Source organism: Streptomyces sp. NPDC004539 (genome assembly GCF_040610055.1).
In the GTDB taxonomy this organism is placed as follows: Bacteria; Actinomycetota; Actinomycetes; order Streptomycetales; family Streptomycetaceae; genus Streptomyces.
Genome location: NZ_JBEXLS010000005.1, coordinates 278,265 through 290,675, shown reverse-complemented (window position 1 = coordinate 290,675; position 12,411 = coordinate 278,265). Strand labels below are relative to the sequence as shown.

At 71.1% G+C, this 12,411-nt stretch carries 12 protein-coding genes; 8 read left to right on the top strand and 4 right to left on the bottom strand.

Going from position 1 to position 12,411, the window contains the following annotated elements; all coding sequences use genetic code 11:
* Window positions 1-13 precede the first annotated feature (13 nt).
* Window positions 14-997, bottom strand: coding sequence for a ferredoxin--NADP reductase (locus ABZX85_RS13065; RefSeq protein ID WP_355866074.1), 984 nt, complete (start codon window positions 995-997; stop codon window positions 14-16).
* A gap of 87 nt (window positions 998-1,084) precedes the next feature.
* On the opposite strand from ABZX85_RS13065, the gene ABZX85_RS13060 reads away from it, so the two are divergent.
* From ABZX85_RS13060 to ABZX85_RS13030, 7 genes are read left to right on the top strand one after another with little or no spacing between them, the layout of a single operon-like run.
* Complete coding sequence (locus ABZX85_RS13060; RefSeq protein ID WP_355866071.1) at window positions 1,085-2,647, top strand: AMP-binding protein; 1,563 nt, start codon at window positions 1,085-1,087, stop codon at window positions 2,645-2,647.
* 35 nt (window positions 2,648-2,682) lie between these two features.
* A complete protein-coding gene (locus tag ABZX85_RS13055) occupies window positions 2,683-3,861 on the top strand; it encodes an amidohydrolase family protein (RefSeq protein WP_355866068.1) in 1,179 nt (392 codons plus the stop codon).
* Window positions 3,858-5,291 (top strand): FadD3 family acyl-CoA ligase, encoded by a 1,434-nt coding sequence (locus ABZX85_RS13050; protein ID WP_355866066.1) that lies wholly within the window; start codon window positions 3,858-3,860, stop codon window positions 5,289-5,291. The genes ABZX85_RS13055 and ABZX85_RS13050 overlap by 4 nt, the downstream gene beginning before the upstream one ends.
* Entirely contained in the window at window positions 5,288-6,862 is a 1,575-nt protein-coding gene (locus tag ABZX85_RS13045; protein WP_355866063.1) for a methylmalonyl-CoA mutase family protein, read from the top strand. Before ABZX85_RS13050 ends, ABZX85_RS13045 begins: the two co-directional genes overlap by 4 nt.
* Window positions 6,862-7,275: a cobalamin-dependent protein gene (locus ABZX85_RS13040; RefSeq protein ID WP_355866060.1), complete on the top strand. Its 414-nt coding sequence runs from the start codon at window positions 6,862-6,864 to the stop codon at window positions 7,273-7,275. Before ABZX85_RS13045 ends, ABZX85_RS13040 begins: the two co-directional genes overlap by 1 nt.
* Before the next feature lies 1 nt (window position 7,276).
* On the top strand, window positions 7,277-8,233 hold the full coding sequence (locus tag ABZX85_RS13035; RefSeq protein WP_355866057.1) for a TIGR03564 family F420-dependent LLM class oxidoreductase: 957 nt from the start codon (window positions 7,277-7,279) through the stop codon (window positions 8,231-8,233).
* Window positions 8,234-8,283: 50 nt separating this feature from the next.
* The gene (locus ABZX85_RS13030) at window positions 8,284-9,357 is read left to right on the top strand and encodes a CoA transferase (RefSeq protein WP_355866054.1); all 1,074 of its coding nucleotides are present in this window, start codon (window positions 8,284-8,286) and stop codon (window positions 9,355-9,357) included.
* Here the strand turns inward: ABZX85_RS13030 and ABZX85_RS13025 are convergent.
* The 3 genes from ABZX85_RS13025 to ABZX85_RS13015 all read right to left on the bottom strand — a co-directional run bounded on the left by ABZX85_RS13025 (window position 9,350) and on the right by ABZX85_RS13015 (window position 11,741).
* Window positions 9,350-9,910 carry an SMI1/KNR4 family protein gene (locus ABZX85_RS13025; protein ID WP_355866051.1) on the bottom strand — a complete coding sequence of 187 codons (561 nt, stop codon included), beginning with the start codon at window positions 9,908-9,910 and terminating at the stop codon, window positions 9,350-9,352. The two genes, ABZX85_RS13030 and ABZX85_RS13025, sit on opposite strands and share 8 nt — an antisense overlap.
* 47 nt (window positions 9,911-9,957) lie before the next feature.
* Window positions 9,958-10,809: a polysaccharide deacetylase family protein gene (locus tag ABZX85_RS13020; protein WP_355866048.1), complete on the bottom strand. Its 852-nt coding sequence runs from the start codon at window positions 10,807-10,809 to the stop codon at window positions 9,958-9,960.
* Between the two features lie 164 nt (window positions 10,810-10,973).
* The gene (locus ABZX85_RS13015) at window positions 10,974-11,741 is read right to left on the bottom strand and encodes a glucose 1-dehydrogenase (protein WP_355866045.1); all 768 of its coding nucleotides are present in this window, start codon (window positions 11,739-11,741) and stop codon (window positions 10,974-10,976) included.
* Window positions 11,742-11,787: 46 nt separating this feature from the next.
* On the opposite strand from ABZX85_RS13015, the gene ABZX85_RS13010 reads away from it, so the two are divergent.
* A complete protein-coding gene (locus ABZX85_RS13010; protein WP_355866042.1) occupies window positions 11,788-12,393 on the top strand; it encodes a TetR/AcrR family transcriptional regulator in 606 nt (201 codons plus the stop codon).
* Window positions 12,394-12,411: the final 18 nt, after the last annotated feature.

Below are 12,411 nucleotides of genomic sequence, written 5' to 3'. Positions count from 1 at the left end.
GGTCGTTCGGGGGTCAGTCCTCGTACACCACGGTCACCTCGGAGGTCGTCGGCTCGGCCTGGCACGTCAGCGCCCAGCCCTCCTCGACCTCGTCGGCGTCCAGGGCGTTGTTCACCCGCATCTTGATCTCCCCCGCGGTGATCCGGGCCATGCAGGTCGCGCAGTCCCCGGCCTCGCAGGAGAACGGCGGCATGAACCCGGCCCGGCGCGCGCTCCAGAGCAGCGTCTCGCCGGGCCGCTGGGGGACGGTACGGCTGTCCCCGCGCAGGACGACGGTGACGGAACCGGTGTCGGGGACGGCCGGGGACGCCGGCTCCGGCGCGGAGGCGAACCGTTCGACGAAGATCCGCTCGGCCGACACCCCCTCCGCGAGCAGCACCTTCTCCACGAGCGCCATGAACGGCTCGGGTCCGCACAGGTAGTGATCGGCGCCGGGGTCGGCCAGGCCCCGGATCTCGTCCTCGGTGACCAGTCCGTCCCGGTTGTCCAAGTGCCGCAGGATCTCCAGCCGTCGGGAGTGCCGCGCGGTCAGCTCGGCCAGTCCCGGCTCGAATATCTCGGCCGGCGCGCTCTGATGAGCCGTCAGAATCCGCACGGGTCTGGTGGTTGTCGCCAGGGCGCTCTTCGCCAGTGAGAACACCGGCGTGATGCCGCTGCCACCCGCGTACGCGACCAACGGCCGCCCGGCGGACTCGTCCCGCAGGCAGAACGTCCCGGCCGGAAGCGTCGCCTCCAGCGTGTCACCCGGCCTCAGCTCGCGGTGCATCCACCCCGACACCAGGCCGCCCGGTACCCGCTTGACGGTCACGCACAGCTCGCCGTCCGTGTCGGGCGAGCTGGACATCGAGTAGCTGCGCAGGGTCCCGCACGCCTTGAACGTGAGGAACTGACCTGCGCGGTAGGGGAAGTCGGCGTCGAGGGTGAAGGTGCGCACATCCGGCGTCTCGTCGACGATCCGGGTGATCCGCACCGGATGGAAGCCGTGGTCGCGTGCCATGTATGGAACTTACCTTCTCGCCATGGGAGAGTGCAATTCTCGTACACGGCTCTTGTCTCTCGTACACGGCCCTCGTGAGGAGCTGCCATGACGACGATTCCCCCGGACGCCCTGCGGACGGTCCCGCCCGCGCTCGCCGCCCACTACGAGAGCTCCGGCTGGTGGACCGACCGGACTCTCGGTGACCTGCTCGCCGAGGGTCTCGCCAAGGCCGGTGGCGTCGAGTTCCGCGTCCACTCCGAACTCCGGCCCTGGCAGGGCACGTTCGCCGACGTCGAGACGCTCGCCCGCAGACTCGCGGCCGGCCTGAGGGAACGCGGCGTCGGCCCGGGCGACACCGTGGCGATGCAGCTGCCCAACTGGGTCGAGGCCGCCGCCGTGTTCTGGGCCGCCGCGTTCCTCGGCGCCGTCGTCGTACCGATCGTGCACTTCTACGGCCCGAAGGAGGTCGGCTACATCCTGCGCGCCACCCGGCCGAAGGCGTACTTCGCGCCGGAGCGCTTCGGGCACCTGGCGTTCGATCCGGTGCTCGCGGCGGACGTGCCCGTGACCGGTGTCGTGGGCCGGGACTTCGACGAACTCCTCGCCGGCGAACCGCTGTCGGGCGTCCTGCCGGTGGACCCCGGCGCCCCGGCGCTGATCGCCTTCACCTCCGGGACGACCCGTGACCCCAAGGGCGTCGTCCACAGCCACCGCACCCTCGGCTGCGAGACCCGCCAGCTCGCCGCGAGCTATCCCCCGGACCGGGGGCGGCAGTTCACCGTCGCCCCCGTCGGCCACTTCATCGGCATGGTCAACGCCTTCCTCATCCCCGTCCTCGACGGCACGCCCGTCCACCTCGGCGACACCTGGAACCCGGCGCAGGCGCTCGCCCTGCTGCGGGACGAGGGGCTCGCCGTCGGCGGCGGCGCGACCTACTACATGACGAGCCTGCTCGACCACCCCGACTGCACCCCCGCCCATGTCGCCCGCCTCAAGTACGCGGGCCTGGGCGGCGCTTCGGTCCCCTCCGCCGTGACGACCCGCCTGGAGTCGCTCGGCATCACCGTCTTCCGCGCGTACGGCTCCACCGAGCACCCCTCCGTGACCTGCACCCCCTACGACGGCCCGGCCGCCGAACGCCTCCACACGGACGGACTGCCGCTGCCCGGCGTCGAGTTGAGGCTCGCCGAGGACGGCGAGATCCTCACCCGGGGCCCCGACCTGTGCCTCGGCTACACCGATCCGGCCCTGACCCGGGCCGCGTTCGACGCCGACGGCTGGTACCGCACCGGAGACCTGGGCGAGTCGGACGCGGAGGGCCGGCTCACCATCACCGGCCGCAAGGCGGACGTCATCATCCGGGGCGGCGAGAACATCAGCGCCCCTGAGGTCGAGGAGGTCCTGCTCGCGCTGGACGGCGTCGCCGAGGCGGCCGTCGTCGGCGTCCCCGATCCACGGTTCGGTGAACGGGCCGCGGCCGTACTGCGGATGCTCGACGGACGGTCCGCGCCGAGCCTCGCCGACGTGCGCCTGCACTTCGAACACGCGGGGCTGGCGCGGCAGAAGTGGCCCGAGGAGATCCACGCGCTGGCCGACCTGCCGCGCACCGCGAGCGGAAAGGTGAAGAAGTTCGTCCTCCGTGAGCGCATTGCGGCCGGCACCTTGTGAGAATACGATTCTCTCAATCCGTCAAGGAGGATCTCATGCCTTCGCGTTCGCTCGCCTATCCGCTCTTCGACGCGGACAACCACCTCTACGAGACCCAGGAAGCGCTCACCCGCTACCTGCCGAAGGAGTACGACGGGGCCATCGAGTACGTCACCGTCCGGGGCCGGACGAAGATCGCGATCCGGGGCCAGATCAGCGAGTACATCCCGAACCCCACCTTCGACGTCGTCGCCCGCCCCGGCGCGATGGAGGAGTACTTCAAGGTCGGCAACCCCACCGGCAAGACCCGCCGCGAGATCTTCGGCGAACCGATGCGCGCGATCCCCGCCTTCCGCGAACCCGCCCCGCGCCTGGCCCTGATGGACGACCTCGGCATTCAACGCAGCCTGATGTTCCCGACGTTGGCGAGCCTCATCGAGGAACGCATGAAGGACGACCCGGAGTTGATCCACGCGGTCATCCACGCCCTCAACCAGTGGCTCCACGAGACCTGGGGCTTCGCCTACAAGGACCGCATCTTCACCGTCCCCGTCATCACGCTCCCCCTCGTCGACAAGGCGATCGCCGAGCTGAACTGGGTCGTCGAACGCGGGGCCCGCGCGATCCTGATCCGCCCCGCGCCCGTCCCCGGCCACGGCGGCACCCGCTCCTTCGCGCTGCCCGAGTTCGACCCGTTCTGGAAGCGCGTCGTGGAGACCGGCGTCCTCGTCGCCTTCCACTCCTCCGACTCCGGGTACGCGAACTACGCCAACGACTGGGAGGGCAACCGGCGCGAGTTCCTGCCGTTCAAGCCCAACGCGTTCCGGCAGGTCAACGAGTGGCGGCCGATCGAGGACGCGGTCAGCTCGCTGATCTGCCACGGCGCGCTCTCCCGGTTCCCCGACCTCAAGGTCGCCGTCATCGAGAACGGCGCCTCCTGGGTCGAACCGGTCCTCGCCCGCCTCGCCGACGTCCACAAGAAGATGCCGCACGAGTTCCAGGAGGACCCCGTCCAGGTCTTCCGCCGCAACATCCACATCAGCCCCTTCTGGGAGGAGGACATGGCCGCCCTCGGCGACCTCGTCGGCATCGAACGCGTCCTGTTCGGCTCCGACTACCCCCACCCCGAGGGCCTCGCCGACCCCGTCACCTACGTCGACCACCTCGTGAAACTCTCCGAGGAGGACAAGGCCAAGGTCATGGGCGGCAACCTGGCCCGGCTGATCGACGCATGACCGGCGCCCGCAGCATCCCCGAACTGGTCCGGCTCGCCGCCGAGTCGTACGGCGCCGCCGAGGCCGTCGTCGACGGCGAGCTGCGCCTCACGTTCAGCGACCTCGCCGCCCAAGTCCGGCGTACGGCGGGGGCGTTCGCCTCGGCGGGCGTCGCGCCCGGCGACCGGGTCGCGCTGTGGGCGCCCAACTCCGCCGAGTGGATCGTCGCCGTCCTCGGCATCCTCACCGCCGGCGCCGTCGTCGTCCCCGTCAACACGCGGTTCCGTGACGAGGAGGCCCACGACATCGTCGTCCGCAGCGGCGCGCGACTGCTGCTCGTCCAGAACGGCTTCCTGGAACGGGAGTTCACCGGCCCGCCCGGGGTCCGCGTGATCGACCTCGGGACGGACGACTTCCTCGCCTCCGGGGAGCCGCTCGAACTCGCCGTCGACGGCGACGACTTGGCCGACATCATCTTCACCTCGGGGACGACCGGACGGCCCAAGGGTGTCATGACGACGCACGCGCAGATCCTGAGGCTCTACACGGAGTGGTGCGACCTCGCGCAACTGCGCACCGGGGACCGGTACTTGATGGTCAACCCGTTCTTCCACATCTTCGGCCTGCACGCGGGCATCGTCGCCTCCCTCGTCCGGGGCGCGACCATGCTGCCGGTCGCCGTGTTCGACGTCGAACGGGTCCTTGAACTGGTCGAGCGCGAGAAGGTGACGGTCCTGCCGGGGCCGCCCACCCTCTACCACTCCCTCCTGGAGGCGGACGGCACACGGGACTTGGGGTCGCTGCGGGTCGCGGTGACCGGCTCGGCGGACATCCCCGTCGAACTGGTCCGCCGCATCACCACCGAACTCCCCTTCACCCACCTCATGACCGGCTACGGCCTCACCGAGGCCGGCACTGTCACCGCCTCCCGCCCCGGCGACTCCTACGAGGCGATCGCCACCACCGTCGGCCGACCCTGCGCGGGCGTCGAGGTGCGGATCGCTGACGACGCCGAAGTCCTCGTCCGCGGCTACTCCGTGACCCGCGGCTACCTCGACGACCCGAAGGCCACCGCCGACGCGGTCGACGCCCAAGGCTGGCTCCACACCGGCGACTTGGGGGAGTTGGACGCCGAAGGGCGCCTGAGGATCGTCGGCCGCAAGAAGGACATGTTCGTCGTCGGCGGCTTCAACGCCTACCCCGCCGAGATCGAGAACTACCTGCTGCGCCACCCCGCCGTCGCCCGGGTCGCCGTCGTCGGCGTCCCCGACGCTCGCATGGGCGAGGTCGGCAAGGCGTACGTCGTCCCGCGCGCCGAGGTCACCGAAGCCGCGCTGATCGCCTGGGCGAAGGAGCGGATGGCGGGCTTCAAGGTCCCCCGGTACGTCGAGTTCCGCACCGAACTCCCGCTCACCGCCACCGGAAAGGTGCTGAAGGACCAGCTGCGATGACCGATCCCACGACCGCTTCCGGTATCCCCCTCAAGGCGGTGTACGGCCCCGCCGACCGCCCCGTCGAACCACCCGACCCCGGCAACCACCCCTTCACACGCGGCAATTACCCCACCGGCTACCGGGGCCGCACCTGGACCCTGCGCCAGTACTCCGGCTTCGGCACCCCCGAGGAGTCCAACCGGCGCTACCGCTACCTCCTCGACCAGGGCGGCACCGGTCTCTCCGTCGCCCTCGACCTGCCCACCCAGTGCGGCTACGACTCCGACGACCCCGAGTACACCGACGAGGTCGGCCGCGTCGGCGTCGCTGTCGACACCCTGGCCGACGCGGAGATCCTCTTCGACACGATCCCCCTCGACCGGATCAGCACCAGTTTCACCATCAACGGCACCGCCGCGATCCTCCTCGCGCTCTACGTCGCCGCCGCCGAGAAACGCGGCATCCCGCGCGCGAGACTCACCGGGACCATCCAGAACGACATCCTCAAGGAGTACGCGTCCAGGGGGACTTGGATCTGGCCGCCCGAACCCTCCCTGCGGCTCATCGCCGACACCATCGAGTTCTGCGCCGCCGAGGTCCCCCGCTTCAACGCGATCTCCGTCGCCGGGGCGCACTTCCGCGACGCGGGCGCGACGGCCGTCCAGGAGATGGCGTTCACCCTCGCCGACGGCGTCACCTACTGCGAAACCGTCCTGGAACGCGGGCGTATGACGATCGATCAGTTCGCGCCGCAGATCTCCTTCTTCTTCTACACGCACGGCGAGTTCTTCGAGGAGATCGCCAAGTACCGTGCCGGGCGCCGCCGTTGGGCGACCATCGTGCGCGACCGGTTCGGGGCGACGACCGACAAGGCGTGCATGTTCCGCTTCGGCTGCGTCGCCGGCGGGGCCTCGCTGTACGCGCCGCAGGCCCGCAACAACACCGTCCGCGTCGCCTACGAGGCCCTCGCGTCCGTCCTCGGCGGGGTGCAGTCCATGTTCACCGCCGCCTGGGACGAGCCGTTCGCGCTGCCCAGCGAGGAGTCCGCGACGCTCGCGCTGCGCACCCAGCAGATCCTCGCCCACGAGACCGGGGTCACCAAGGTCGCCGACCCGCTGGGGGGTTCGTACTTCGTGGAGGCCCTCACCGACGCCACCGAGGAACGCGTCGAGCGGATCATGGCCGACCTGGAGGCGCACGGCGGGATGGTCCGCTGCATCGAGGACGGCTACCTCCAGACACTCATCGCCGACGAGTCCTGGCGCCTGCACCAGGCCGTCACCTCCGGCGAGCGGACCGTCGTCGGCGTCAACAGGTTCACCGTCGACGAACCGCCGCCCGACCTCGCGACCTACGAACTCGACGCCGACGGCCGCGAACGCCAGCTGAAACGCCTCGCGCAGGTCAAGGCCGACCGCAGCGGGGCCGAAGTACGGGCGCGGCTCGCGGAGTTGAAGCAGGCCGCCTTGAGCGACGTCAACCTGATGGGGCCGCTCGTCGACTGCGCCAACGCGTACTGCACGGTCGGGGAGATGACCGGGGCCCTGCGCGAGGTGTGGGGCGAGTTCCGGCAGCCGGTGGTGTTCTGATGATCCCTCACAATGCGGGCCCGGTAAGGGTACTCGTCGCCAAACCCGGACTCGACGGACACGACCGGGGCGCCAAGCTCGTCGCGCGCGGGCTGCGGGACGCCGGGTTCGAGGTCGTGTTCACCGGCATCCGGCACCGCGTCGACGACATCGCCGCCACCGCCGTACAGGAGGACGTCGCGCTCGTCGGGCTGTCCATCCTCTCCGGCGCCCATCTCGCCCTCACCCGGCGGACGTTGGAGGCGCTCAGGGCGGCCGGGGGAGAGGACATCCCGGTCGTCGTCGGGGGGACGATCCCCGCCGGGGACGTCGAACGGCTGCGGGAGGCCGGGGCCGTCGGGGTGTATCCGACCGGGACCTCGCTGGACGACATCGTGGCGGACATCCGCGCGCTCACCACAGGACAGGAGTGACATGCGAGTCGGAGTGATGAGCGGACCCGAGCGGGGGGACGCCGCGTACAAGGCGCAGCGGATGGTAGAGGACGCGCGCTGGGCGGAGGAGGCCGGGTTCGACACCGTGTGGGTGCCGCAGGTGCCGACCGACTTCGACGCGCTGACCGCCGTCTCCCTGATGGGGCAGGCGACTTCACGCATCGAGCTGGGGACGGCGGTCGTGCCCGTGCACGCCCAGCACCCGGTCGTGCTGGCCCGGCAGGCGATGTCCGTGCAGGCGGCGGCCGGCGGCCGGCTCGCGCTCGGGGTGGGGGCCTCGCACCACTGGATCGTCCGGGACATGCTGGGGGTCGCGTACGAGAAGCCCGCCGCGTACACCCGGTCCTACCTCGAAGTCCTCAACGCCGCGTTCGCCGGGTGGAGTTCGGTGGACGTCGAGAACGCGCACTTCCGGGTGCACAATCCGCTGAGCATCTCGCCGGACTCCCCGCTGCCGGTGCTGGTGGCCGCGCTCGGGCCCGTGATGCTGCGTATCGCCGGGGAGTTGACCGACGGGACGGTGCTGTGGATGGCGGACGAGCGGGCCGTCGGCGAGCATGTCGTCCCCACCCTCACCAAGTCGGCCGAGGCGGCCGGGCGTTCGGCGCCGCGTGTCGTCGCCGGCATCCCCGTCTGCCTGTGCGCGCCGCACGAGGCCGACGCCGCCCGCGAGCGCGCCAACCGTATCCTCGGGGAGGCGGAGGTGTCCCCCAACTACCAGCGCCTGCTGGAGTACGGCGACGCCCGCGACGTCGGTGACCTGTGCGCCGCCGGGGACGAGGAGGCCATCGCCGCCCGCTTCCGGCGGTTCGCGGACGCGGGGGTCACCGACCTGTCCGTACGGCTCCTGCCGATCGGCAAGGGGCGGGACGAGCTGGTCGCCTCCAAGCTCCGTACCCGTGACGCCGTCGCGGCGATCGCGGCGGGGTTGCGGTGAGCGGTGGGGCCGAGGGGAGCGGCGGGCCCGCGACGGATGGTGGGCCCGCGATGGATGGCGGGCCGGTGACGGACGGCGGGTCCGCGACGCGTGGCCCGCTGGCCGGGCTGCGCGTCCTGGAGGTCGGCCACATCCTCGCCGGGCCCTACGCGACGATGCTCCTCGCGGATCTGGGCGCCCAGGTCACCAAGTTGGAGCCGCCCGGCGGGGATCTCTCCCGGCAGGTGTCCGACGCGTACTTCGCGAGTCTCAACCGGGGCAAGCGGTCGATCCGCGTCGACCTCGCCGCCGAGGAGGGGCAGGCCCGCCTCCATGAACTCGTGCGCGGGGCCGACGCGTTGCTCGTCAACCTGAAACCCTCGGCGGTCCGCCGCTACGGTCTCACGTACGAGGCCCTCAAGCCCTGGAACGACCGTATCGTCTGCGTCGCCCTCACCGGCTGGGGCATGGACGCGGGCGACGCCCCCGCCTTCGACTACGTCGTCCAGGCCGCCACCGGCATCGCCTCCCTCACCGGCGACCCCGACGGCCCGCCCCAGCTCCCCGGCTACTCCTCGGCGGACAACTCGGCGGGCCTGACAGCGGCGTTGGGCCTCCTCGCACAGGTGGTCGCGGGACGCGGCGGCCAAGTCGAGGTCTCCCTCCGAGACGTGATGCTCTCCCAGCTCAACTACCACGCCTCTGCCTGGCTCAACGAGGGCAAGACCCCCCGCCGCCTCGGCGGCGCCCACGCCTACTACGCCCCCGCCCAGCTCTTCCCCACCGCCGACGGCCACCTCTCCCTCTTCATCACCCACGACACCTTCTGGCACGCCTTCGCCACCGAGGCGGGCATAGAAGGCTTCACCACCATGTCCGAACGCGCCTCACACCGAGCCGAGTTGACCGCCGCCGTCACCAAAGCCCTCTCCACCGACACCGCCACCTCCTGGGAATCCCGCCTCCGCCCCCTCCACGTCCCGGCCTCGGCCGTACACACCCTCCCGGAGGCCCTCGCCGACGCGCCGGACGCGATCGTCCAGGCCGGCGACTACCGCCTCGTCGGCACCCCCATCCACGTCACCGGCCACGAACCCGTCTACGGCCCCCCACCCGGCCTCGGCGAACACGGCGACTTCACCTGAACACCTGCACCGCGGCGCCGAGTTCAGGCAACGCCCAGGGCTCCAGCCCTCCGGAAACCCACTCCGCGACGAACTGCACGGCCCCACCGGAGTAGTGCCACCATTCCAGATTCCGCGAGGCGACCGTGACGCGCCAGGGCTCGTCCGTGGTCCACAGGAACACGTCCCCGGAGTACGAACTCGCCCACGGCAGCAGCCCGCCGGGCGCCGGATGCGGAGACAGGCCGATCGACGACCCGTCCTCCCACCAGTCCCGCACGATCTCCAGCTCGTGGTCGACACCGTCGAGCCAGCGGCTCTCGTGAGCCGGTGCGGGGAGCGGGACGTGGAGGAAGCCGGCGAGGACGAAGGTGGGGTACAGCTCCGCCAGCAGCCGGAAGTCCGGCGGCAGTCGAAGCCCCAGGGCACCCTCGATGCGAGCCCAGTCGGGAGGCTCCGGGGCCGTACGGCGGTGCCGGAGCAGGCCGGGCACCGCCGCTTCGAGCACGGTGATCGTCTCCGCTGGGTCGGTGAGGCGGTGGGGTGGGTGCTGGGTGCCGATGAGGTGTTCCACGTCGGCACGATGTCATGGTCGCGGCGGACCGAGGGGGCGCGGGCGGGTCAGAGGTAGTCCTCCAGCCGAGCCACCGTGAATCCCTGTTCCTCGATGTGCCGGAGCATGTTGACCGTCATCTGCGTGATGGTCCGCCCCTTGAGCTCGGACGGCCCGCGGAAGTGGGCGAGGATGATGTCGCCGGGGCGGAGCTTCTTGCCGGGGAGTTGGTACTGCATGTTCTTGATCTGCATGGACTCGCGCCACAGGACGATGGCCTGGAGTCCGCAGGAGGCGGCGGCGGTGCGGGTGGCCTCGTTCCAGTTGCCGTAGGGCGGGCGGAAGAGGCGGGGGGCGGTGCCGTAGTGGTCCTTGAGCTTGGTCTGCTGGCCGCAGATCTCCTCCTGCTGGGCGGCGGCGCCGAGCGTGGGGAGGTTGGGGTGGGTGAGGGTGTGGTTCTCGACGGGGTTGCCGAGGGACTGGAGCTTCGTGAAGTAGCCGTAGTCGTTCTTGATCGCGGCGTTCGTGAGGAACATCGTGATCGGGAGCTTCAACTCCCGCATCATCGTGATGAATTCGGGGTCCTGCTCGGTCCCGTCGTCGAACGTCAGGAAGACGATCTTCTCCTTGGTGGGTATCTCGCTGATCACCGGTATCTGCCCGCCGGACTTCAGCTGCACCGGCTTCGTCGCGGGCGGCTCCGGCGCCTCGGCGAGCGGCTTGAGCCCCCACTTCCGGTAGGCGGCCTCGACGGCGGCCCGGGGATTCGCGGAGGGCGCCGCACTCGACGACGCGGCACCGGAACCGGACGGCGAGTCCGCCGGCCGGGAGTCCGCCGAGGACTCGGTCGTACAGCCCGTCCCCAGGCCCGCGACGAGAAGGGCGCAGGCCGCCGCCACTCCCTTGATCCGCCAGTGCATCGTGCCGCTCCCGTGTGATCCGTCCGCCGTCCCCGTTCACCTGTATGGATGCCGAACACAGGTACGGGGTTCCGTGGGGACACGATGACACAGTCGGCGGACAGCCGCTGACCAGGTGCGTTCACCGGCCAGGGCACCGGCCAGGGCGCCGGCCAGGGCATCGGCTAAGGCATCCCCCCGTCCACCCGCAGCATCGCGCCCGTCGTGTACGACGACGCGTCGGACAGCAGGTACAGGGCCGCGCCGACGATCTCGCGGGGCTCCCCGATCCGCTGGAGCGCGTGCGGCCGGACCCCCTCGGCGAGCCGCTCCGGATCGTCCTGCCAGCCCCGCGTGGCCCAGGTCGCGAACGGCCCGCACATGAGCGTGTTGACCCGCACCCCCGGCCCGAGGGCCTGCGAGAGCCCTTCGGACACGCTGTTGAGCGCGGCCTTCGCGGCGGCGTACGGCACGATCCCCGGCCGGGGCCGGATCGACCCCGTCGAACTGACATTGACGATCGACCCCCCACCCGCCTCCGCCATCCGGGTCCCCGCCAGCACCGACAGCCGGAACGGCCCCTTGAGGTTGAGGTTCAGTACGGAATCGAACATCTTCTCGGTCACGGTGGTGAGGTCGTCGTACACCGGACTCATCCCGGCGTTGTTGACGACGCCGTCCAGCCGCCCGAACCGCTCGTAGACGGCGTCCACCAGCCCCGGAAGCTCGTCCCACCGCCCCAGGTGGACGGCGTGGGGGAGCGCCGCCCGCCCGGTCTCGCGGGTGATCTCCGCCGCCACCGCCTCGCACGCCTCGTACGTCCGGCTCGCGATCACCACGTCCGCCCCGCAGCGGGCCGCGCCGAAGGCCATCGCGCGGCCGAGCCCCCGGCTGCCGCCGGTGACGAGGACGGTCCTGCCGGTCAGGTCGAAGAGGTCGTCCGCGTATCCCATCCCGCCTCCTGGAGCGTTCTCCTGAGTGAGAGTAAGATTCTCAAGCATGCAGAATAGCATTCTGAGGCCGGTGGATCGAGAGAGCGCCGAGGCCGAGGCGCTGCTGGACGCCGGGCTCGCGCTGATGGTGGCGGGCGGCGGACGGCGGCCCCGGGTCGCCGACATCGTCGCCGCCGCCGGCTCGTCCAACGACGCCTTCTACCGTCGCTTCGGCAGCAAGGACGCCCTGGTCGAGGCCATCGTCGAGCGGGGTGCGCGGGCGGTCGTCGAGCAGGTCCGCAGGTGTCTCGCACGGGCTGCCGACGACAGCCCCGAGGCCCGCCTCAGAGCCGGGCTCGGTGCGCTGGTCAGGCAGGCTTCCGACGCCGAACTGGCCCGCAAAATCAGGGCAGTTCTCGCCAACGGCAGCGGCGCCGGGCCGCACGGCGGACAGGTCACCGTCGCCCTCGTGGACGCCCTCGCCGCGCTCTTCGCCCAGCCCGCCGCCGAGTTGGGCGCGGCCGACCCGCTGCGCACCGCGCGCACCGTCGCCGGAGCCGTCGTCGCCGCCCTCCAGTACTGGCTGTTCACCGAGGAGGTACCGGGCCCGGCCGAGATCGAGCACCTCGTCGGCTTCCTGCTGGCGGGGGTCCGCGCACCCCGACTCCGGTAGCCGACCGGTCCCTGGTGG

What these genes read in the sequence shown, in the direction of transcription:
- ABZX85_RS13065 (WP_355866074.1), bottom strand. Translation starts at nt 997, where the DNA reads ATGGCACGCGACCACGGCTTCCATCCGGTGCGGATCACCCGGATCGTC.
- ABZX85_RS13060 (WP_355866071.1), top strand. Translation starts at nt 1,085, where the DNA reads ATGACGACGATTCCCCCGGACGCCCTGCGGACGGTCCCGCCCGCGCTC.
- ABZX85_RS13055 (WP_355866068.1), top strand. Translation starts at nt 2,683, where the DNA reads ATGCCTTCGCGTTCGCTCGCCTATCCGCTCTTCGACGCGGACAACCAC.
- ABZX85_RS13050 (WP_355866066.1), top strand. Translation starts at nt 3,858, where the DNA reads ATGACCGGCGCCCGCAGCATCCCCGAACTGGTCCGGCTCGCCGCCGAG.
- ABZX85_RS13045 (WP_355866063.1), top strand. Translation starts at nt 5,288, where the DNA reads ATGACCGATCCCACGACCGCTTCCGGTATCCCCCTCAAGGCGGTGTAC.
- ABZX85_RS13040 (WP_355866060.1), top strand. Translation starts at nt 6,862, where the DNA reads ATGATCCCTCACAATGCGGGCCCGGTAAGGGTACTCGTCGCCAAACCC.
- ABZX85_RS13035 (WP_355866057.1), top strand. Translation starts at nt 7,277, where the DNA reads ATGCGAGTCGGAGTGATGAGCGGACCCGAGCGGGGGGACGCCGCGTAC.
- ABZX85_RS13030 (WP_355866054.1), top strand. Translation starts at nt 8,284, where the DNA reads ATGGATGGCGGGCCGGTGACGGACGGCGGGTCCGCGACGCGTGGCCCG.
- ABZX85_RS13020 (WP_355866048.1), bottom strand. Translation starts at nt 10,809, where the DNA reads ATGCACTGGCGGATCAAGGGAGTGGCGGCGGCCTGCGCCCTTCTCGTC.
- ABZX85_RS13015 (WP_355866045.1), bottom strand. Translation starts at nt 11,741, where the DNA reads ATGGGATACGCGGACGACCTCTTCGACCTGACCGGCAGGACCGTCCTC.
- ABZX85_RS13010 (WP_355866042.1), top strand. Translation starts at nt 11,788, where the DNA reads ATGCAGAATAGCATTCTGAGGCCGGTGGATCGAGAGAGCGCCGAGGCC.